The sequence below is a fragment of the Dyadobacter pollutisoli genome (assembly GCF_026625565.1).
GTDB classification, from domain to species: Bacteria; Bacteroidota; Bacteroidia; order Cytophagales; family Spirosomataceae; genus Dyadobacter; species Dyadobacter pollutisoli.
The window spans coordinates 1,718,871-1,738,816 of record NZ_CP112998.1 but is presented as its reverse complement, the minus strand read 5'-3'; the positions used below and the strand labels follow the sequence as shown (position 1 = coordinate 1,738,816).

At 45.7% G+C, this 19,946-nt stretch carries 21 protein-coding genes; 7 read left to right on the top strand and 14 right to left on the bottom strand.

Annotated features, from left to right (window positions below):
• Position 1: 1 nt before the first annotated feature.
• The 3 genes from ON006_RS07265 to ON006_RS07255 are packed head-to-tail and all read right to left on the bottom strand — an operon-like array spanning position 2 to position 3,073.
• A complete protein-coding gene (locus ON006_RS07265) occupies positions 2–787 on the bottom strand; it encodes an SDR family NAD(P)-dependent oxidoreductase (protein WP_244819143.1) in 786 nt (261 codons plus the stop codon).
• 3 nt (positions 788–790) lie between these two features.
• On the bottom strand, positions 791–1,651 hold the full coding sequence (locus tag ON006_RS07260; RefSeq protein WP_244819144.1) for an alpha/beta hydrolase: 861 nt from the start codon (positions 1,649–1,651) through the stop codon (positions 791–793).
• A gap of 42 nt (positions 1,652–1,693) precedes the next feature.
• A complete protein-coding gene (locus tag ON006_RS07255) occupies positions 1,694–3,073 on the bottom strand; it encodes a Gfo/Idh/MocA family protein (protein WP_244819145.1) in 1,380 nt (459 codons plus the stop codon).
• Between the two features lie 90 nt (positions 3,074–3,163).
• On the opposite strand from ON006_RS07255, the gene ON006_RS07250 reads away from it, so the two are divergent.
• Positions 3,164–3,646 (top strand): DinB family protein, encoded by a 483-nt coding sequence (locus ON006_RS07250; protein ID WP_244819146.1) that lies wholly within the window; start codon positions 3,164–3,166, stop codon positions 3,644–3,646.
• A gap of 42 nt (positions 3,647–3,688) precedes the next feature.
• On the opposite strand, the gene ON006_RS07245 is transcribed toward ON006_RS07250, so the two are convergent.
• Complete coding sequence (locus tag ON006_RS07245; protein ID WP_244819147.1) at positions 3,689–4,324, bottom strand: 3-keto-disaccharide hydrolase; 636 nt, start codon at positions 4,322–4,324, stop codon at positions 3,689–3,691.
• A gap of 242 nt (positions 4,325–4,566) precedes the next feature.
• Here ON006_RS07245 and ON006_RS07240 point away from each other — a divergent pair, with 242 nt between their 5' ends.
• On the top strand, positions 4,567–6,597 hold the full coding sequence (locus ON006_RS07240) for a PAS domain-containing sensor histidine kinase (RefSeq protein ID WP_244819148.1): 2,031 nt from the start codon (positions 4,567–4,569) through the stop codon (positions 6,595–6,597).
• A gap of 31 nt (positions 6,598–6,628) precedes the next feature.
• Here ON006_RS07240 and ON006_RS07235 read toward each other — a convergent pair whose 3' ends face one another.
• Positions 6,629–6,919 (bottom strand): GNAT family N-acetyltransferase, encoded by a 291-nt coding sequence (locus ON006_RS07235; protein WP_244819149.1) that lies wholly within the window; start codon positions 6,917–6,919, stop codon positions 6,629–6,631.
• Between the two features lie 80 nt (positions 6,920–6,999).
• Between ON006_RS07235 and ON006_RS07230 the strand changes: the two genes are divergently transcribed.
• The gene (locus ON006_RS07230; protein ID WP_244819150.1) at positions 7,000–8,004 is read left to right on the top strand and encodes a phosphotransferase enzyme family protein; all 1,005 of its coding nucleotides are present in this window, start codon (positions 7,000–7,002) and stop codon (positions 8,002–8,004) included.
• A 107-nt stretch (positions 8,005–8,111) separates the two neighbouring features.
• Positions 8,112–8,558, top strand: a complete 447-nt coding sequence (locus ON006_RS07225) for a hypothetical protein (RefSeq protein ID WP_244819151.1) — start codon at positions 8,112–8,114, stop codon at positions 8,556–8,558.
• A gap of 15 nt (positions 8,559–8,573) precedes the next feature.
• Here ON006_RS07225 and ON006_RS07220 read toward each other — a convergent pair whose 3' ends face one another.
• Complete coding sequence (locus ON006_RS07220; RefSeq protein ID WP_244819152.1) at positions 8,574–9,488, bottom strand: sugar phosphate isomerase/epimerase family protein; 915 nt, start codon at positions 9,486–9,488, stop codon at positions 8,574–8,576.
• A gap of 109 nt (positions 9,489–9,597) precedes the next feature.
• Here ON006_RS07220 and ON006_RS07215 point away from each other — a divergent pair, with 109 nt between their 5' ends.
• A complete protein-coding gene (locus ON006_RS07215) occupies positions 9,598–10,095 on the top strand; it encodes a VOC family protein (RefSeq protein ID WP_244819153.1) in 498 nt (165 codons plus the stop codon).
• Between the two features lie 50 nt (positions 10,096–10,145).
• On the opposite strand, the gene ON006_RS07210 is transcribed toward ON006_RS07215, so the two are convergent.
• From ON006_RS07210 to ON006_RS07190, 5 genes are all read right to left on the bottom strand, one after another.
• Positions 10,146–10,481, bottom strand: coding sequence for a type II toxin-antitoxin system PemK/MazF family toxin (locus tag ON006_RS07210; RefSeq protein WP_244819154.1), 336 nt, complete (start codon positions 10,479–10,481; stop codon positions 10,146–10,148).
• Positions 10,481–10,702: a hypothetical protein gene (locus ON006_RS07205; RefSeq protein ID WP_244819155.1), complete on the bottom strand. Its 222-nt coding sequence runs from the start codon at positions 10,700–10,702 to the stop codon at positions 10,481–10,483. The genes ON006_RS07210 and ON006_RS07205 overlap by 1 nt, the downstream gene beginning before the upstream one ends.
• A gap of 87 nt (positions 10,703–10,789) precedes the next feature.
• Complete coding sequence (locus ON006_RS07200) at positions 10,790–11,929, bottom strand: glycoside hydrolase family 5 protein (RefSeq protein ID WP_244819156.1); 1,140 nt, start codon at positions 11,927–11,929, stop codon at positions 10,790–10,792.
• A 63-nt stretch (positions 11,930–11,992) separates the two neighbouring features.
• On the bottom strand, positions 11,993–14,008 hold the full coding sequence (locus ON006_RS07195; RefSeq protein WP_244819157.1) for a M56 family metallopeptidase: 2,016 nt from the start codon (positions 14,006–14,008) through the stop codon (positions 11,993–11,995).
• A 22-nt stretch (positions 14,009–14,030) separates the two neighbouring features.
• A complete protein-coding gene (locus tag ON006_RS07190; protein WP_244819158.1) occupies positions 14,031–14,396 on the bottom strand; it encodes a BlaI/MecI/CopY family transcriptional regulator in 366 nt (121 codons plus the stop codon).
• 105 nt (positions 14,397–14,501) lie between these two features.
• Here ON006_RS07190 and ON006_RS07185 point away from each other — a divergent pair, with 105 nt between their 5' ends.
• Positions 14,502–14,723, top strand: a complete 222-nt coding sequence (locus ON006_RS07185; protein WP_244819159.1) for a hypothetical protein — start codon at positions 14,502–14,504, stop codon at positions 14,721–14,723.
• Complete coding sequence (locus tag ON006_RS07180) at positions 14,710–15,111, top strand: PIN domain-containing protein (protein ID WP_244819160.1); 402 nt, start codon at positions 14,710–14,712, stop codon at positions 15,109–15,111. Before ON006_RS07185 ends, ON006_RS07180 begins: the two co-directional genes overlap by 14 nt.
• An 84-nt stretch (positions 15,112–15,195) precedes the next feature.
• Here ON006_RS07180 and ON006_RS07175 read toward each other — a convergent pair whose 3' ends face one another.
• From ON006_RS07175 to ON006_RS07165, 3 genes are all read right to left on the bottom strand, one after another.
• The gene (locus ON006_RS07175; RefSeq protein WP_244819161.1) at positions 15,196–17,574 is read right to left on the bottom strand and encodes a hypothetical protein; all 2,379 of its coding nucleotides are present in this window, start codon (positions 17,572–17,574) and stop codon (positions 15,196–15,198) included.
• 146 nt (positions 17,575–17,720) lie between these two features.
• Complete coding sequence (locus tag ON006_RS07170) at positions 17,721–18,728, bottom strand: sugar phosphate isomerase/epimerase family protein (RefSeq protein WP_244819162.1); 1,008 nt, start codon at positions 18,726–18,728, stop codon at positions 17,721–17,723.
• Between the two features lie 26 nt (positions 18,729–18,754).
• The gene (locus ON006_RS07165) at positions 18,755–19,891 is read right to left on the bottom strand and encodes a redoxin domain-containing protein (protein WP_310590181.1); all 1,137 of its coding nucleotides are present in this window, start codon (positions 19,889–19,891) and stop codon (positions 18,755–18,757) included.
• Positions 19,892–19,946 lie beyond the last annotated feature (55 nt).

The window sequence follows — 19,946 nt, the reverse complement described above, 5'->3', positions numbered from 1 at the left end:
TTCACCGCGCCGTCCAACCGCCATCGACCGCCAGTATCGACCCTACCATATAACTGGCGGCGTCGCTTGCAAGGAAAATGGCTGCTCCCTGGATTTCTCGCAGGTGTCCCCAGCGTTGCAAGGCCGTAGCTCCCAGGATGATGTTTTTGGCTTCTTCGCTTTCGGCGATCGGGATGTTCATTTCGGTTAAAAATGGTCCGGGGCATATCGCATTGACCATAATGTTAAATGGAGCAAGTTCCAATGCGAGCGCTCGGGTCATCTGAACCACCGCACCCTTGCTAGCCGTGTAGGGTGTTCGGTTTGCCAAGCCGACCAACCCGAGCGTGCTGGCCAGATTAATGATCCTTCCGCTCTTTTGTTCTTTCATATAGGGCGTAACGGCACGTGACGAAAGCCATGTGCCGTTTACATTTACCTCCATCACTTTGGCGAAATCACCGGCAGAAAGCTCGTCGATCGGACCGCGGATGTTGATCCCTGCACTGTTGATTAAAATATCAATTTGGCCAAGATTCTCTTTTGTAAACCGGGCCATCGCTTCGGTTTGTTCCTGGCTTGTGATGTCCGCAGCATACGAAAGGACCCTGGTACCAAACGAAATACAGAGCTCTGCCGCACTGCGCTCACCCTCCACAGCATTCCTGTTGACCAACACAATGTCTGCTCCGGCAGACGCAAGTCCCGCCGCCATCGCCAACCCAAGTCCTTTCGACCCGCCGGTGACAATTGCTACCTTCCCCGTCAGATCAAACTGCTTGATGCCTGGCAAAATGTCCTGTACCATTTGCTAGTACTGATGAAATGCCTGTGAAACAAATTCCAGCACTTTGGGAAGTGATTCTCGCCAGTACGTCCAGTTATGCGCTCCCTCCCGGATCCGGAATTCGTGCGGGATTTCTTTTTTGCGCAAAGCAATGTGCACCAAGCTATTGCCCTCATAAAGGAAGTCATCATCGCCACAGTCTATATACCAGCGAACTGCCTTTTTATTGGCGTCCGGCATATTATTGACCAAGGCCAATGCGCTGTGCCGGTTATAATAATTGGCTACTGTTGAATCCTGAATGTCGGGATTGTTTCTTAGGAGATTCTTTTTAGCATCTTCCAGGGTAATGGGCCCTGTGGAAGCGCTCAACGGACAAGCAGAAGAAAAAAGCTCGGGATGATGCAATGCGTACATGAACGTACCGCCCCCGCCCATTGACAGGCCTGACACAGCACGGTAGCGCTTTTCAGCTTTGATTCGATACTTCTTTTCGACAAAAGGCATTAGTTCCTGGAAAAAGAAATCCTCATACGGCCAGTCGCCTTTGACATCATTGAAGTACCCTCTTCTACCCGTATCCGCGTCGGGCATGACAATGATCATGGGCGTCGCCGTCCCTTCGCGGATCGCCTTATCTGCAATATTCAACACTTCGCCAAACTGCACCCAACCGGTATGATTGTCACCAGCTCCGTGCAACAGGTACAATACGGGGTAGCTTCTCTCGGAGGTCGCGTAATCCGGGGGAAGGTATATTGCAAACTTTCGTTCTGATTTGAGAAGCTTGGATGGCAGCGACAGATTATCAAGTACCTTTCCAGTTTGACCAAATGAGGACAAAGCCCATGTGAAAAGTAGCAGCGTAAAACTTAATGTCTTCATGTAGCAGTGAGCAGCGTTATGTTTGAGTTTAAATGAATGGGCTTATTTCTTTTTGAGCTTCATTTCCACAGGATCCCACTTGATAATTTTCTGGCTGAAATAGCTCTCATTGCAGGCTAAAACAGGCGCCGCGGCACGAAATGCAAAAATGGGATCCTCTACTACTCCTAAGCTCCCCTTTTTTACATTGTCAAAGAAATCCCGGAAGTGATTGGCATGGGCATCATCTGTCTTTGGTGCTTCAAATTTGACCTCCTTGGCTGGTTCCGCTTTTCTGGTGTCATCCGGGTACTGGGCATCATACTGTTTTTTGAACTCTTTCTGCTCACTTTCGGAAAACGTGTTGTAGCTATCGTAACCTCCAAAACCGGGCGCTTTGGGCAATTTCTTCTTGGTTAGAATGAGGTTATTTTCGGTAAACTCAATCTGGCCTTCTGTTCCAATGATTCGTGTATTATTGGCTATCGCACCAGCATTAGCGAAATTCACCCGCAGCACCATTTGAAAATTGGCGTGAATGTCGGTTTTTGGATAATCCAGGATTGAAACCAATACATCCGGAACGTCGCGTCCGTCCTTCCAATAGCTTAATTCGCCGGATGAAAGTATCCGCTCGGGCCCCATTGAACCCGTCACGAAATGCACACCGGTAATGAGATGCACGAACAAATCGCCAGCCACGCCAGTACCATAGTCACGGTAATTTCTCCATCTGAAAAAACGCTTGGCGTCAAAAGGTACTTTCGGCGCATCTCCCAGGAACGTATCCCAATCCAAAGTCGTCAAGGACGCATCAGTAGGTACCGAATAATTCCACGCGCCAATTGAGTTGAACCGGTCATTATTGGATTCAACATAGTTGATCTCGCCTATTTCGCCGGCCTGAAAAAGTCTTTTTGCTTCTTTAAATGATGCTGAACTGATTCGTTGACTTCCTACCTGCATCGTTTTGCCTGATTTCTTCCAGGCATCGATCACCGACTGGCCTTCATTGATGTGGTGCACCATTGGTTTTTCGCAATAAACATGCTTGCCGGCTTGCAGTGACGCCTTGGTGATGTGGTCATGCCAATGATCGGGCGTAACGATTAAAACTGCATCAATATCCTTTCTTTCCAGAATCTGGCGATAATCTCTGGTGGTAAAAACTTCTTTTCCAAAAACTTCCTTCACCCTGGTAAGTCGTCCGTCATATAAATCGGCGGCAGCTACAAATTCAGCATCCGGCGTGCTTCGCAAAGCTGCTTTGGTGTCACTGTGCCCCTGAATCCCCATCCCGATCGTTGCGAAACGGATCTTGTCATTGGGACTGATTTTTTTCAGGTCTTTAATAATGTTAAAAGGTTTGGCAATACTTTCCGTGGCTAAAAGAGCTGACGCTGCTGTAACGTTTTTAAGGAAGTTTCGGCGGTTAGGATTCATTGTTGAATATGACTTAAATGTTACATTGTGACAATTCCACTAAAATAGCGAATAATATTAATTGCATCAGAATGATTTAAGGAACGATTTATGGAAAATGATCAACGACGAAAATTGGTAAGCGAGCTCATTACCCTCATCGAAAAAGGGAATGCACATGTCACACTCGAAGAGGCCACAGCAGGCCTGGCACCTGAGCTCCGCTCTGTTACGATTGAAAACCTTCCCTACAGTATCTGGCAACTGGTGGAACACATCAGGATCGCTCAAAAAGACATTGTTGATTTTTCAACATCCGCTGAGCACGATGCACTGGCCTGGCCGGACGATTACTGGCCGAAGCCTGTGGACACTGTCAGCGATAGCGATTGGGAAAATTCACTGAAAGACATCAAGAAAGATCAAAAGCGCTTTTTCGATCTTTTAAATCATGAAAAAAATGACCTTTTCAGTCCGCTTTCCTGGGGTACCGGTCAAACGCTTTTACGGGAAGCCATGCTGATAGCCGATCATAACTCCTACCACACCGCCGAAATCGTGGTGGCGAGACGACTATTGAAAAATTGGCGATAAATATCCAGCAATGCCGTCAGCGCCATCAAAATTCGCTGGCGGTTAAAGCTCTTCGATCATGAGATCCTTATAGTACACTTTTGCCTTGCCCCCACCGTGTATCTGCAATCCAATTACTCCTTTTTGAGGAATGCTTTTGTCCGTTTCGGTGTAATCGACAGTCTGGGTACCATTCAGGTATAGTCTTATCCGTCCACGCTCGCTGCGTACTTCGTAATCATTCCATTGGCCCGGCCTCAATATTTTGGAAATGGTAGCCGAATCAGGACCGGCCAGTGTTTTGTTTCTTCTTGATTCATCATAGAGGCTAGCCCAATATTTATCGCCCAGATCTGCCTGATATCCGATCATTTCATAACCCGGATTTTTGGATCTTACACTGTGGAACTGCACTCCTGTATTGATAAAACCTTCATAGCCTGTGAGCTTAAACTTAACTTTCAGAATGAAATTGGAATAGATCTTGCGGGTACATAAAAAGTCATTGTGTGGAACAGTTTCATCAAGCGAGCCGCCGGCGATCGCCCCATTCTCAATTTTCCAGGTTTTCACGGTATCACCTTCCCAACCATTAAAAGTCTTACCGTCAAATAGTGAAACCGCTTTCCTGGGGGCAGCCATATAACCCGTAAGGATCAGTAAAGCAGCTGACAAAAAGCATAGTGAAGTCTTGAACATGGCGCATTCGGTTTAGGATATTCAACTGGTTTTCTCACTTTAAAAGCTCAGATTGTAACTGCTTTACTTTGCAACCAAGGAATTGCCGTCGGGAATTTAACGTATAGCCGATAAATTTGGCTGCCAGGCATACTTTTTGAATAAAGCCTGACATTGCCTTTTCATTAATATCGGTATTTTTACAGAAGTATGCTTTCGTTTTTTAGCCATAGAACAGACACCTTCCGGCAGGATAATTGAATATGATTGATACGCTTAATGACCATAAGGACGACCTGCTTCTCGCAGTCGAACGCTTCGAACTTGTTGCCAAGGCTACCCATGATGTAATCTGGGATTGGGATTTAGTCAAAAGTACTGTATGGTGGAATGAGGGTATGCAACAAATTTTTGGACATCCTGCTTCGGAAGTGGAGCAAGGCCCCAACTCCTGGTTCGACCGCATACACCCAGAGGATCAAGAAAATGTGCTAAAAAAGATCCACGCCGTGATTGAGAATGGCGAAAGCAATTGGTCGAATGTGTACCGGTTTCGCAAAGGTGATGGATCCTATGCGTATGTACATGACCGCGGGTATACAATCCAGAGCGAGGGAAAGCCTGTACGTATGGTGGGTTCAATGATGGATATTACCGAACAGCTTAAATCGGAACAGGCTCGTAAAGAGAGCGAGGAAAAGGTAGCCTGGGCCGACCAGCGCGCTGCTATGACCATTGAAGGCTCTGGCGCAGGATCATTCCTCGTAATGCTCGATACTAATGAGGTCATTTATTCGCCCACCATGGCCAAAATCCTCACCGGTAAAGATAGTAGCCGGATCACACGCGATATTTTTGTTGACCACATTCATCCCGAAGACATGCTTGTAAGAAAGGATGCATATGACAAAGCCCTCAAAACGGGGCAGCTCAGGTATGAAGCGCGATTTATATGGAAGGACAAATCTATTCACTGGATCAGGGTGATTGGCCAATATCTGTACGATGGTTCCGGAAAGGCGGTTTCTTTGTCAGGTATTGTGATGGACATTACTGACAGGATTCAGTCTGAGCAGAGGCTTAAAACGAATGAAGAACATTTGCGGACACTGATTGAGCAGGCACCTGTTGCCACGGCTCTTTTCGTGGGCAGGGAAATGATCATAGAAATGCCAAACGAGGCCATGTTGAAGGTTTGGGGAAAGGGTAATTCGGTGACCGGCAAACCATTAAAAGAAGCACTACCCGAACTGATCGATCAACCTTTTCTGAAAATTCTTGATCAGATATACGAGACCGGCGAACCTTATGCCGAGCCGGCTGCACGCTGCGAACTGGTCATGAATGGAGTACTGGAAACTTTCTACTTCAATTTTACCTATAAGCCGCTGCGGAATTCAAAAGGAGAAATCTACGCAATACTGGATATGGCTGTGGACGTTACCGATCAGGTAACATCGCGGCAAGATCTTGAAAAGAGCGAAGAACGTTATCGGCAACTGGCCAGTGAACTGGAAAGAAGGGTACAGCAACGGACCGAAGAGCTACATTTGGCCAATCAGGAACTTGTCAACTCCAATAACAATTTACAGCAATTTGCCTACGCCGCCAGCCATGATATGCAAGAGCCGCTACGGAAAATACAGGCCTTCGGCTCACGGTTGCAAAGCGTGTATGCCAAGGAACTTGACGAAAATGGCGCATTTATGCTGAACCGCATTCAAGATGCGTCAAAAAGAATGTCGGTCATGATAGACGACCTGCTGGCTTACTCACGGCTAACTACACGAGAAACTGAGTTTAAACCAGTCGCATTGAACGACATTGTGACTAACGTTCTGGCCGATCTGGAAATATCTATCCAGGAACAAAATACGGAAATTTTGGTCAAATCATTGCCGGTGGTTTGGGGCAACGCATTGCAGCTTACCCAACTAATGCAAAACCTGGTGAGTAATGCCATTAAGTATAAATTTCAGGGCCAGCTTTCAAAAATAAAGATCTCGTCCACGGATGCTGATCCGGCTACGATCAAGGTCTTGCCCAAGCTTTTACAGGATCACTCTTATATATGCCTTGAAGTAGAGGATAATGGCATTGGTTTCGACGAAGCTTATCTGGACCGGATATTTCAGATGTTTCAGCGGCTTCATGGAAGGGGTGAATTCTCCGGCTCGGGTATTGGCCTTGCCTTGTGTAAGAAGGTGGTTCAAAACCATCACGGATACATTACCGCAAGAAGTACACCGGGGAAGGGCTCGGTCTTTATCGTATATCTCCCAAAGCCGCTTTGATACAACCAGACAGGCAACTTGTCTAGCTAAATCACTTTTTCCAAACATCCTCGAATTCGTCGGGATGCCTGCGGAATTGTAAATGGACATATTCGCAGAGTGGCACAACCTGCAAATGCTGCTCTCTCGCATAGGCTACCATGGCATCCAGCATTTGCCGGGCAAGGCCCTTACCCTCCATTTCCGGATCCACTTCGGTGTGATAAACAGTCAAAGCCGTTTCGCTGATACCAATAACCATTTCTCCGACTTGCTTGCCATCATTTTCTACGTAAAATGCGCCTCTGCGGCGATTATCCAGCTTTAGTTTTACTTCACTCATATTTCGGTTTTATATTTGCAGCCCTTCAAAAGCGAACAAATTCAGCATTATCATTCAAAAAACAAATTAAAACGAGAAGAATGGATCATTTCCCGGTGACAAACTCTAATTTGTCTGCAGCACATCTTGCTCAATTTTTAAAGGAAAAGTACTTCCGGGAAACCGAGGAAGTGTCCTGCCGACTACTCAAAGCGGGCATCAACGACACCTATCTGGTTACCTGTGCGGCCGAAAAATACGTGTACAGGGTTTACAGTTTCAGCTGGCGCACAACAGAGGACATCGGCGAAGAACTTCGGTTGCTGCGTCATCTTCATTCACATGGAGTGTCTGTATCGTTTCCCATCGCGGATCAAAATGGCATTGATATTCATTATTTTAATGCGCCGGAAGGCGAAAGGCAGGCGGTACTATTTTCGTTTGCAGCTGGCGATAAAATGCTTAATTACAGTCCTGAAACACATTACAATGTTGGCGCCCTAATGGCACGTATGCACGTTTTGACCGAAAATTTCCACTTAAACCGCGTCACATATACCCACCAGGAACTGCTGGTAGATTCTCTGGAACAACTAAAACGGTTTCTGCCTGAGCACACCGAGGAAATGGTTTTCATGAAGTCTACACAGGCATATTTGATCAGTGAATTTCAAAAGGCCGACATAAGCCAGTTGAGAAAGGGAGCGGTTCATCTGGATCTTTGGTTCGACAATCTCAACATTACCAACAACAATGAGGTAACCCTTTTTGATTTCGATTTCTGCGGAAACGGCTGGCTGTGTCTCGATATGGCCTACTACATTTTACAGGTTCACAGCACTGAGAAAGACGAAGCTGAGCGGACGCTCAAAATCAATCGTTTTATGGAGGGGTACGAGTCGGTGGTAGCAGTCTCAGAAGAGGAAAAACGCATCATTCCAATGCTGGGCGTGAGTCTTTACTTCTTTTTCCTGGGTATCCAGTCGCAACGTTACGAGAACTGGTCTAATGTATTTTTCAATGACGTTTACCTCAAAAGGTTCATTAATCTTTTACTCAAAAAATATTTCGACTTGCATGAATTAGGACAGGAAAAATTACTATAATTACCAGTCTTTTAACACACTATACTTTCATTATCATGCTTTTTAAAGTTCTTTTTCCAGTTCTGTTCATAGTAGGCTTTTATTTTTTGATTAAAAGCATTGGCAGAATGATTTCAATTTATTTTGGCAAAAAAATCGAGTTCCGTGCTGGTGAAAACTCTATCATTTGCAAACTTGATAAACCCGGCTTGTACGAAATAGCTTACAAAAAGCCAGCCATCTTCGGTACCATTCCTACCCACATTGCATTCCAAATGCACCGTCAACCGGACGGAAAGGAGATACTCGTTTCGAGAAGGGTCAATGTATTCGGGTCGAGAAAAGATATGTCGGGCAACCGGATTGTCCCAGTTGCCGAATTCACTATTGATGTCCCAGGAGATTACCGGCTGCTTATTCCGGAAATTCAGGGCGGAAAAGACAGAGACAAGCTGATCATCAAAGAAAAAACCGGATTAAAAGGCTTCCTGATGATATTTGCCATTTTATTTTCAGCCATCGCAACTATCGCAGGGCTAGTACTAAGTATTCTTGCCTTTTTAAATAAAATATAAAAGCATCCGTGAACATTAAATGCCCTCGGTTACTTTCTTCATTTTAGCCAAACCGGTCTTCGCTACAAGCAAAGCATCCTGCGCATAATAATCTTTATTAAACACCTCAAAAGACAGGATTACAGGCTTTTCAGGATTTTTGAGCGATGTCAGCAAGTTTTTCAGCGGCGCCACGCCGTCACCAGCATACACTCTGTCGGCATCGGTAATAGTTTCTTTCGGTGGGGTAGCCGGGTAATCATTGATGTGGAATATCTCAACCAACGGTTTGCCAACGTCCTTGACGCTGTCCATTCCGGAACCGCCTTTATGTAAATGATAAACATCCATTAATAGCCGCGCGGAAGGGTGACCCGACTCAACAGCCACATACAATATCTCCCCTACCCGGCTCAGGTTTTTTGAAAAGCCCCATAATTCCAAATGAGGAACCACGCCGGTTTTGTCTCCCAATTCCAGAATAGTACGATAACGTTCTGCCACTTTCGCAAGGTCCAGCGATGCGCCGGTGGTAGCGCCCATTGGCGGTGCCGCCACACGAGGACAACCGATCTGGGCCAATTGCTCCATTTCCATTTTCAGTTGATCCAGTGCTTTTGCCCTGGCAGCTTCATCATCCACAATCCAGGTTGCAAATCCGATCGCATCTTCCACTTTTATACCAAGGTCATCGATAATGCGCTTGGCTTCGGCTAATGTACCACCGGTTTTCAGGTAATCCTGCAAAGTATTGATCCATATTTCCACCGAGCCGTACCCCGCTTTCGCAGCCACTTCCAGCTCTTTCCTGAATCCCAGCTTGTGACCACGCAACGTGCTCATGTTCAAGGAGTAGATAAAAGACGGTTTTTTGCTTTTGCTCAAATCAACAGGCAGGAGTCCGGCTCCGCTAACAGCCAGGACAGAGGATAATGCTTTTCGGCGATTCATTAATGCGATAAATTAAGATAACTGATTTCTTTGTAAAGCCTTTTCAGGGAATTTTTTACCGCAAGTAAATGTAAATTGATTGACAAATTACGGGTAAAGAAACCTTCTCATGGAAATTGAAGACTATAAAGTACCGGCACTAACGCGCATCGGTCACGTTCATTTAAAAGTTGCAGATCTTGAAAGAGCGCTGGATTTTTACTGCGGCTTGTTGGGATTTGAAGTAATGGCCAGGTATGGTACGCAGGCCGCATTCATTTCCGCAGGAGGCTATCATCATCATATCGGCCTAAACACCTGGTACAGCCAGGGTGCTCCGGCGGCTTCGCAGCACGGTGTCGGTTTATTTCACACGGCCATTTTATATCCAACCCGGAAGGATCTGGCAACGATTTTGAACAGGTTGCTGAAAGCTGAATATCCATTGTCTGGTGCCAGTGACCACGGCGTTTCCGAAGCGTTATACCTCAACGATCCGGATAATAACGGGGTCGAATTGTATTGGGACCGCCCGAAAGAACTCTGGAACATGCTCCCCGACGGCACAGTAGAAATGTACACCAAAAGCCTGAATTTGACAGGACTGCTTTCTGAATTGCGGTCTTAGTGGTGATTGCAGGATACCTTTTCTATTAAGACAGATTGGATCAAAAGAAATTAAAAAATATCAAGGTGAATTAGAATCGCCTGTTCTATTTCCCTCACTTTAATGTTGCCTAACTGGCCTAGTTTACCCCCAAGTCGCTTTTTATCAATAGTACGTATCTGGTTTGCTTTGGCTTTCGATTCATTTCTGAGACCTCCCTCATTCTCCGGAATGCGTACTTCGAAAGGATATACTTTGGCAGTACTAGAAGTAATTGGCAATATCGTGACAGTTGAACTAAACTCATTGTTCAGATCATTGGAAACAATCAATACAGGTCTGATTTTAGCGATTTCGCTCCCGATCACGGGATTGAGATCTGCCCAATAGATTTCACCTCTCAGCATTATAAAAGTCCTGAGTCGGCAAACTGGAAGTCATTAGAAATTTCAAGATCCTCTTTCGCGGTCGCTTGATAGCCTTCTTTTAGTAGGTCTTTGAGGTTAGTTCTGTGCCCCCTTGCTATTTTTTCTTCTACAGCCTCTTTGGCAAAAATCTCTTCCTTTTTTTGGATGGATTTTATATAGGCAATAGCTGGATCTGGGAGTGTTAGCTTTATCGTTTTCATGTGTGTCTTTTTTTCAAATTTACACATTATCTTTTCCCAAACAAACCAACGCGACCCTATTCATCAGCAAGTTCTAAATCGTCATTTTTAGTACTTCATCAACAAAGTCAGCAGTTTCCGGTCCAGTTTGTGACCATGCCAGTCTTCGTAGGTAATGTCCTCACGACGAGAATCCAGAACACCGAAATCGCCTGAAAACTCCCAAAGCGAGAACCCGATCCCATTTGATGATAAAATGTCCAGAACATCTCCAAACCAAGCCAGAAAAACATCGTGGGGCGTCTTGTTCCAGCACCCACACTCCCCGCAATGCACACCGACCCCTTTCTCCACCAGGTCAACCCACGGCTTATAGAATTTTTCAAGCATAGCCCGACTCAGGTATTGGTCCCCTACCTGGCCGGGCCACTTAGGTTCGGGCACATTTTCAGTGTCCTTCATAGCCCAAGGCGCTTTGTAATGTGATATGATTCCGGGATGATACCCCCGGCAACTTTGTCCGATATCCAGGTCTGCGAGTTCGGGAATAACTGAGCTTCCGACATCATTACCGTCAGCGATGATCAAATGCATAGGATTTTCCTTACGGATCGCTTCGGATGCAGCCAGCGCCAGTTTCCGGTACATTTCTCCCGGTACCGACGTCCTTTTTGAATGCTGGTCATTCATATCGGCCCGCATGCTCGGCTCATTGAGCAGATCAAAACTGATATTTTTGGGCGTAATATTTTTATACCTTTTTGCCCACATATTCCAGTGAAAGCAAAAAGCATCCAGCGCTTTTTGATCAGTCCAAAGGTTATAAGGTTCATGAAATCCTGCATTGACACAGTAACCTGGCGCCCGGTGCAGGTTCAGGCTCACATGCATATTGTACTTGTGCGCAGTCGTGACCAGCTTATCAATTCGGTCTACCTCACGCTCGTCGATCTGGTATACTTCTTCCGGTGTAATGTTGCGGCTTCTGTCAAATTTCAAATAGGCGGGATATGCCATTGGAATGCGGACAAAATCAAAACCCCAATCGCTCATCCATTTGAACTCCTCTTCCGTAGTAGCTTTTCTGGCCGAAGCCGGATCAGGCGAAAAGAAATCCAGGAGATTAAACCCTTTCCATTTAGGTAACTTATTCTTGGCTTTGGGAATCGAAAAGGCGAGCTCCGGAAGAATAGCGGTACCTGCGACGGCTATAGTTCCTGTATTTTTGATGAAAGTTCTGCGATGCATGATTAACATGTTTCATTGCTACTTTCTTTAAAATGCAGAGCTGTTGCAGTTTTACTTACTTGATTACTTGGTATAAATGAACCCTGTGGTGGTATATCCCGTCCTACCGCTGAAATTATAGACCATTTCAACCGCCTTATCCTTAATGTATCTATTTTTTAGTTTTTTGTGCAGCTCTTCCGACTGTTTTACACCGTTCACGATCAGCTCCTCCTGGCTAAGCTTGTAGGACAGATTGGATTTGTCCTTGATGACACCGCCTTCAATAAGGTCATTGATCATACCTGTTTGCATTTTTTCGTATGCTTGTCTTTCCTTTTCTGCTTCTCTCCTGTGAACTTCCGCTTCCTTTCTATGCTCATCTGCCTCGGCCCTGTGCACCTCTGCTTCCGCCCGATGCTTTTCTGCCTGAGCACGCTGCGCGTCCGCTTCGGCACGTTGTTTATTAGCAACGGTTCTATGCTGCTCCGCCTCAGTGCGACGTACCTCTGCATCTTCACGTTGTTTACTTGCGGCCATTCTATGTTGGTCCGCCTCGGCCCGCAGTTTTTCCGCCTGCCCGCGCAAAACCTCAGCTTCTGCCCGGCGCTCATCCGCTTTTTTTCTTTGCACTTCCGCTTCTTGACGATGTACTTCGGCCTCTGCCCTCATTTTTTCGGCCTTACCACGTTCAATTTCAGCTTTTTCATGCTCTATCTTAATGTCGGTAATTATCTTGTCTATTTCGGGCTGAAAAGAAGCCATTTCACTCTCTGGAATTTGCCTGCCATCAACTTTTAGTGATGTGGTTTTACCATTTTTCTGGATCATTTCATACTCCTTACCATTGGCATGCACATGGTAGGTACTAACTCCCTCCTCATTGGAATAAATGTTGGCTGAATGAATTTCAGTGTTGCTTCTGCGCTCTTTCTTTTTGGGTAAAGTGTCAAGAGCGGCTACAACTACATTGCTTCTCGCAGGTGCAGGACTGACAATCTCCGGTTTTTCCTGACGAAATACAGCAGTCATTTCTTTAACAGGAACAGCCTGAGATACAGCAGCTGATAATGCAATAGCCGTCACCAGGCTCAATGTTACAAATAATTTTTCCATGGCATTTAAAGGTTTATTGTTATTATAAATGATTCGTTTGATCCTGTCCAGCAAATGGTTAGGTTTTTTAGAAAAAGCCATTTCCAGTCGCGAACCTGCCATATTATACTCCTGAAATGATACCAGCGCGTGAATAAAAGAAGTCTTATCCCCCATCACCGACATCGCCAGATCATCACAGCAATGCTCTCTTTCATCTCTGAGCAAATAGGAAAGCCACAGTATCGCGGGGTTGAAGAAAAACACATTCTCACAGCAAACCTGAATCAGGTTCACCAGATAGTCCCTCCGTTTGATATGGGCCAGTTCATGCAGAATAATCGCTTCTATTTGAGCAACAGACAAATTGGCCAGCATTCCAACCGGCAAAAGCACAACCGGTTTCAGGATTCCGATTACGATAGGGACCGAGATCATAGCTGACTCCATCAATCTTGCCCGCTGGCTAATTTTCAGTTTTTGGCACAATGCGCTGAAACGCCAGTTCCAATGATCAGTCACTTCGCTTACCTTCCTCTTTTTGATATTTTGAATATAAAAGAGCCCAACCGCTGCTCTCACCGATTTGACACTGAAAATCAGGAGCCATATCGCGACGATTATGGACGCATTAGCATTGCAAAATGTGGTAATCGCGGTGATCCAGGCACTTTCTTCCGCACTGCTGAACAAATAATTCCCCCCCGTAACGGTCGGTACCTCGCTCCTATTGATCAGCCATGTCACGCCAGATTCAGTTTTACCAAACAAATTTTGGGCATTCAGCTCCCAGGCAAAAGTGAGACCATTGGTGATCAAAAATGCGAACAGAAGAAAAGACAACAGATTGTATCTCAGCGCAGGAGCGGATTTTTTAGTTAGCAGCAAAATCAATCCGGCAAAAACTGCAACGAAAAGCCCCTGCCATAATGAATGCATGAATGTGAGGCAAATCGCATGAATAAATTTCTGAACAAAAGACGCGCTGATGATGTCGAAATGCATGGCTAACCGATTTGTTGATTGATTATTGATCCAGTTTTTTCAAAAAATCCTTAATCTCATTCAATTCTTCCGTGGATGTGTTCTTGTTGCCAAAAAGCTGCATGACCAGACTCGATGCGGAACCTTTATACATAGAGTCCACGAAGCGTTCGAGCAATGCTGTTTTGGTCTTATCCTCCGCTTCCGCTGGACTATATACGTGCTTCATGCTGCTCTCATCGCGGATCAGGATTCCCTTTTCCGCCATGATCTGCATTAATTTCAATGTTGAGGAATATTGTACCGCCCGCTTCTGCTCATTCAACTTGTCATTTACGACCCGGACAGTCGTCGGCCCCTGCTCCCAGAGTACCTGCAATATTTCCAATTCTGATTTCGTAGGCTCCATTCTTGCTGTTTGTGTTTGAACGGATCAAAGGTAGGAAATATTTCGTACGAAAAAATATTTAGGTAATATTTTTTTAAATTTGGTAAATGTTCTTAACCTGAAAGTATGTTTACCAAAACCATTGTCCCTGATAGCGCTTCCATTACCATAGACCTGCCTGCCAATTATGTAGGCGAGCATGTACGGGTTATTGCCATTATCGAGAAGGATGAAAATATATTTTCCGAAGAAAGAAGAAAGAATGTTAGCCAGGTTTATTCCAATTATCCCAAAGTCGATCTAACCAAGTTTAAATTTGACCGCGAGGAGGCGAATGACTTTGAGTAGTTTTCTGGATTCGAATGTCATTCTTTATCTTTTCGATTTGGATGAACGCAAACAAACCATTGCTCAAAATTTGGTTTCTCAAAACCCTATTATTAATCCACAGGTTTTAGTAGAGGTAGGAAATATCTGCAAAAGGAAATTCGGTTTTACTAAAAAGCAAGTATCCCAACTCTGGGAGGATTTGATGATTGATTGCGTTTGTGATCCTGTCAGCGGATCTACCATTGAAAATGCACGAAAACTCATTGCCAGATACGACTTTCAGCTTTTTGACTCCATCATCGTAGCAGGAGCGCTGGAAGCAAACTGCTCGATCCTTTATTCAGAAGATATGCAGCATGGGCTCCTCGTTGAAAACAAATTGGAGATAGTCAATCCATTCCTATAACATTTCCTATCTCCACCTTGCCTTTTTCATTTTTTCAAATAATGTGAATTCGATTTAAGCTTATACCGAATTCACATTATTTTTTCACATCTTCAACAACCAAATATCCGAGATCTTGGAATTTTTGCGCCAGTTCAGGTCAGACTCTTCCGGGCCATCAAAGGTGACTGAAATCTTTCCGTCCTGCGTGAGTGACAAAGGCACAATCCATTCTTTGACCGAATCCAGTTCCTTGTTGTAGATCACCGGAGAAAGTCTCTTACCATCGACACGCAGCAATGCTTCACCGTAGCCCACAACCCGGATCATATAACGCGCACCGGGATCCAGGTTATCGTAATCCAATGCAGGTTCACGCTGAAAAAGCTGCGAAGAAAGGCGTTTTCGGCTCATGCCACTATCCCACCAGGCTACATCAGTAGCGTCCTCGGAAATTGTTTTTACCCTCGGTCCCTTACTGACGCTCGAAATATCATCATAGTAACTTCCCACGCCCGGATTTTCCCACGAGCTAATCCTTTTCAGCATAGCAAGTTGCTCGCCTGCATCTTTCATTTTTTTGACCTTCTCAAATTCATCGGCAAGCCACCACCTGTTGTTGAGCGGATAATCGACGAAATCCATGATCGCGCCGCGTTCAGGGTTTCTGGGTTTGTGTTTGGCGGTGCTGGTTTGCAGTCCAATGGAAATATACAGCGCGTCGGTCAGCTCTTCAATGTGTTTTCTGATTTCCTTGGCAATGGGCTGGGTATCGGCTTTGTTCACCATGGCCAATGCATCAGTCATAGATTTATCGATCGTCTTAAGATCGGCTTTCGCCAGAACCTCGTTGGCTTGTTTTTCAAGTTCCTGCTCGTTGATCAGCCTGAGCCGCGTATATTCATCGTAATATGCACGCATGACGAGCATTTGCCAGCGCCAGTTATTTTTCAGTTTAGGATTACCCGTTTCCAGGTTTTTCCAAAAATTGAATGTCGCTTCCACGCCGCCATTTTCTGCCAAAGGACCTTTCCAGTTTTGTTCCAATGCCTCAATTCCGCCGGCCGCTTGCTCGTCTATGTTTTTACCAAAGAAGAAAGTGGCATACTCTTTAAGGATCTGGTGAATGTTTTTTTGAGGATCCCAGCCACGCATACTCCATATTACTTTATTGACATCATCGTGACTTCCATCAGAATACGAAACAAAACCGTCGGTGAATGGCGCATACTTATCATGGATCTTGGCAAAAGCGTATGGTCGCGGGTTGACCGACTCCCTGCCCAAAGTGAGCGCGTACGCCTGGTCAAATTTTTCAACCGGAAATTCGCAGCGAATAGCGTGGGTAATATCCGGGTACTCTCGATGCTTGTACTGTTTGGGCAAGCGGTAACGTGTTTCGGCGATCGGAGGACTTCCCGGACCTGAAACCACACCTTCCAGCCAAAGTGGCTTTTCCTTTGCCAGATACTGGTAAAAATAATCGATCTGCTCCACGCTGAAACCTTGCAGGGAAATCCACATTTTCCCGTTCGGATGATACTTGACCAAAAGGCTTTGCAATTCTTTGAGAAACGGCATCACGTCCGAAGGATGGTTTTCTCCCGGGTCACCGCCGGGGAAGAAAATATGGTCCAGCCGGCGTGCTTTTTTATAGAACTCTTCATGCATCTTGATCTCCGCCTTTCGCTTTGCTTCGTCTTTAAGATCAAAAGTAGCAGGTGTCCATACCCAGTAATCCATATCATACTTCTGACACATTTCGCTCATCCTGATGCGCATTTCGGCTGAGGGAATCTTGAAATGAGGGCTGGGTGCCTCCCCTTCCTGAAACGGGATTCCCTCAATGGCATTGGTACCGAAAATCGCCAGCTCACGAATGTACTGGTCCATTTGCGCTACGCTCCATGCATCGTATGTATTGGCAGTCGTACGGTAACCTATTTGATGTCCGCGAATCGGGTAGGCAGGCGCAGAAGCGAAGTCTGCTTTTTCGTCCAACTGAACTATTCCAGTCGCAATCCGCAGGTTCCGCAAAAGCCAGCCAGTACCGAAAATCACACCACGCGCATCAGATCCGATGACCCAGGTGATGCTGCCCTTGTCGGAAACTTCGGTCAGAATGCGGTAACCTTCTTTTTTAAATTCCGGATTGTTGCTTTCTCTTTTTGAAGGAACTGCTTTTCCCGCTAATTCCGTTTCAGAAGACAAAACGAGCGCGATTACAGGTGTCCCGTTCTTGGGCCATACCACGTTTATTGGGGGAACCTGGCCGCTTCGTCTGGATATTTCCTCGGAAAGAATGGTTGCTGCCGTCTCTTTCATGGGCGACGGGATGCCCGGCGAAACGACGATAACCGCATTTTTCAAATTGATACTTTGTGCAAAAAGCAAATTAAAACTGCCTGAAAGCACGAGTAGCATGCATGCTGCGGCAATTACCGGAAGGCGGGCAAATCTGGTAAAAATATTTTTTCGATTCATAAGGATGTAGGACACTTTGCAGTTAAAAACAAAACTGCTTTGTATACTCCGATTGAAACAAATGAGGCCAATTTTAAATATTAAACAAAAAAATACCGCCACTGATCAGGATCAGCGGCGGCGAAACCATTTTAACCTCTACTGTATCAGGCGCCTAGTGCTTTTCTGGCATATTCAACGCATTTCGCAGTTTCTTTAAGAGGATCCGATCCGGCCGGAATCTCATATTCCAGCTCGATGGTAGCCGGAAACTTGTATTTTCTAGCCCGCATCAGCTCCAATGCAGCAGTTATCGGCGTGTCGCCTTCGCCCCAAACCACATTGGCACCTCCATGCTCCTTGTTTTTACGGTCTTTCACGTGCATACTCACAATGTGATCGTGTTTGGTTTCAATCAATGGAATGGGATCAAACCCGGCAGCTACATAATGTCCCATATCGAAGTTCATTGCATTGTATTTCGACTGGCCCAATGCCGTATCCCACCAGGTTGGTGTTTGTTGCGTGTGGCCATGGTACCCTACATATACTTTGTTCTTCAACGCAATTTCTCCCAGTCTTTTTGTCTGTCCGGGATCATTCGGCAATTCCACGTTAGCCTGATTGGCCCCCAAAGCCTTCGCAGCCCTGAAAGCATAATCTATCTCCGCGTCCGTACTGTTCACATTCAATGCATTGGGTTTAAAAGCGTAGATGCTTACGCCCGCATCGTTATATTTTTTTCTGAGCTGAACGAATTTATCCATAGAAACCTTCGCACGCCAATCCGCCATTTTGGTCGCATACTCTTTCTGCGCTGCCTTCTGCTCATCGGTCATTTCCGGACGCTGGCCATTTGCCCCAGGAGCCATATTCGGGCGTGGAGGAGCCTCGGGTGCACCGGCAAACTGCTCGCCGGTCGGGCCCATCAGTTCAATGGCGCTAATGTTGCAATCAATGCAGTATTTAAGGATATCTTCCGCAGTACCGGGTAAGCTGCGCCACGAATAAGTGATCGCGCCAACCTGCACGCCATTGAAAAGGGAATTAGGTTTGCCCAGGTTCTTGATGTACGCCGGCGCCCCAAAAACTGGTACGCGTACCAGCGCAAAGCCTGCTGCCGCCAATGCCGAAGTGCTCAGGAACCGGCGTCTTGAAATGTCTTGATTTTCCATTAGGTCAGGTTAAAGTTTATAAACACTTAATAATATCTGCCAACATACTTATTTTCTACTATGATCTTCTTCATTTTATGCGGGTTTATCGGCCCCTGTGCGGCGTATACGATTTTACCGCCTGGCTCCACCAGCAATGTATAGGGCAAAGCGCCCTGCCATTTGGGATCTACTGCTTCGATCAGTTTATACTTGTCATCTACATTGAAAATATAGTTCTTGTTGGAAGCATGCTTGCCTTGCAGGAATTTCAGCGCCTTGTCCTTCTTGTCAGGACTGTCGGCGCTGATTGAAATAAATTCAAAATCCCGGCCACGGTACATGTGGTGCATAGTCATAAAGTCCGGGAACTCGGTCACACACGGCCCGCACCAGGTCGCCCACACATTGATCAGCCTGAGCTTGTCCGATTTGTTTTGTATCAATTCTTTCAATCCGGCTTCGTCAATGGTTTCCAGGCTTACCGCTTCCTTTGCCCAGCCCGCCTGCTCGTCCTGCACGCCATGCTCTTTTGAAATCCATTTCATCGAGCAGCCAAATGTTTTGGTAGTAGGAACAGGCACCGGTTTTCCTGCCACCAACGCTTCTATTGCATTTCTGGCATCGGTATTTTTGGGAGTACCCGACGGTTTTTCGACATCGTCAATGCGTCCGTTGTATTGCAGTTTTCTTTCTTTGTCAAAAATAAAAATGTGTGGCGTGGCGACTGGTCCGTAAGCATTGGCTATTTTCTGATCACCGCCATCAAAAAGATAAGGGAAGTTATAGCTCATATCTTTTGCCCTGATCTTCATTTCCTCATAAGTATCACTTAGATCGGTATAGCCCAGTTCATCCAGCCTGATCGCCTTCGGATCATTGGACGATATCGCCACCATTGCCACATTTTTGGCCTTGAAGTCAGCGGTCAGCTTTTTGATTCTCTCCTCATAAGCCTGAGCTGTGGGGCAATGGTTACAGGTAAAAACAATGGCCAGTACCGGTGAATTTGCAAATGTTTTTAAAGAATAACGTTTTCCGTCCACACCGAGTAAATTAAAATCCGGGGCAGAAGCGCCGATCTTCAAAGTAGCAGGCTGCTCCGCAAGGCAAACGTTGATTAATGACGCGAAAACAAACAGAGCTATTAAAATCTTGTAAGATGCACGCATAAGAATCTTCATTTTGATTTGAATATTAATTTAAACCAAAAGTACTTGCGCTGCAATAAATTACTGT

Excerpts from the sequence above, each read along its gene's own strand:
- ON006_RS07265 (WP_244819143.1), bottom strand. The coding sequence starts at position 787 with ATGGTACAGGACATTTTGCCAGGCATCAAGCAGTTTGATCTGACGGGG.
- ON006_RS07260 (WP_244819144.1), bottom strand. The coding sequence starts at position 1,651 with ATGAAGACATTAAGTTTTACGCTGCTACTTTTCACATGGGCTTTGTCC.
- ON006_RS07255 (WP_244819145.1), bottom strand. The coding sequence starts at position 3,073 with ATGAATCCTAACCGCCGAAACTTCCTTAAAAACGTTACAGCAGCGTCA.
- ON006_RS07250 (WP_244819146.1), top strand. The coding sequence starts at position 3,164 with ATGGAAAATGATCAACGACGAAAATTGGTAAGCGAGCTCATTACCCTC.
- ON006_RS07245 (WP_244819147.1), bottom strand. The coding sequence starts at position 4,324 with ATGTTCAAGACTTCACTATGCTTTTTGTCAGCTGCTTTACTGATCCTT.
- ON006_RS07240 (WP_244819148.1), top strand. The coding sequence starts at position 4,567 with ATGATTGATACGCTTAATGACCATAAGGACGACCTGCTTCTCGCAGTC.
- ON006_RS07235 (WP_244819149.1), bottom strand. The coding sequence starts at position 6,919 with ATGAGTGAAGTAAAACTAAAGCTGGATAATCGCCGCAGAGGCGCATTT.
- ON006_RS07230 (WP_244819150.1), top strand. The coding sequence starts at position 7,000 with ATGGATCATTTCCCGGTGACAAACTCTAATTTGTCTGCAGCACATCTT.
- ON006_RS07225 (WP_244819151.1), top strand. The coding sequence starts at position 8,112 with ATGATTTCAATTTATTTTGGCAAAAAAATCGAGTTCCGTGCTGGTGAA.
- ON006_RS07220 (WP_244819152.1), bottom strand. The coding sequence starts at position 9,488 with ATGAATCGCCGAAAAGCATTATCCTCTGTCCTGGCTGTTAGCGGAGCC.
- ON006_RS07215 (WP_244819153.1), top strand. The coding sequence starts at position 9,598 with ATGGAAATTGAAGACTATAAAGTACCGGCACTAACGCGCATCGGTCAC.
- ON006_RS07210 (WP_244819154.1), bottom strand. The coding sequence starts at position 10,481 with ATGCTGAGAGGTGAAATCTATTGGGCAGATCTCAATCCCGTGATCGGG.
- ON006_RS07205 (WP_244819155.1), bottom strand. The coding sequence starts at position 10,702 with ATGAAAACGATAAAGCTAACACTCCCAGATCCAGCTATTGCCTATATA.
- ON006_RS07200 (WP_244819156.1), bottom strand. The coding sequence starts at position 11,929 with ATGCATCGCAGAACTTTCATCAAAAATACAGGAACTATAGCCGTCGCA.
- ON006_RS07195 (WP_244819157.1), bottom strand. The coding sequence starts at position 14,008 with ATGCATTTCGACATCATCAGCGCGTCTTTTGTTCAGAAATTTATTCAT.
- ON006_RS07190 (WP_244819158.1), bottom strand. The coding sequence starts at position 14,396 with ATGGAGCCTACGAAATCAGAATTGGAAATATTGCAGGTACTCTGGGAG.
- ON006_RS07185 (WP_244819159.1), top strand. The coding sequence starts at position 14,502 with ATGTTTACCAAAACCATTGTCCCTGATAGCGCTTCCATTACCATAGAC.
- ON006_RS07180 (WP_244819160.1), top strand. The coding sequence starts at position 14,710 with ATGACTTTGAGTAGTTTTCTGGATTCGAATGTCATTCTTTATCTTTTC.
- ON006_RS07175 (WP_244819161.1), bottom strand. The coding sequence starts at position 17,574 with ATGAATCGAAAAAATATTTTTACCAGATTTGCCCGCCTTCCGGTAATT.
- ON006_RS07170 (WP_244819162.1), bottom strand. The coding sequence starts at position 18,728 with ATGGAAAATCAAGACATTTCAAGACGCCGGTTCCTGAGCACTTCGGCA.
- ON006_RS07165 (WP_310590181.1), bottom strand. The coding sequence starts at position 19,891 with ATGAAGATTCTTATGCGTGCATCTTACAAGATTTTAATAGCTCTGTTT.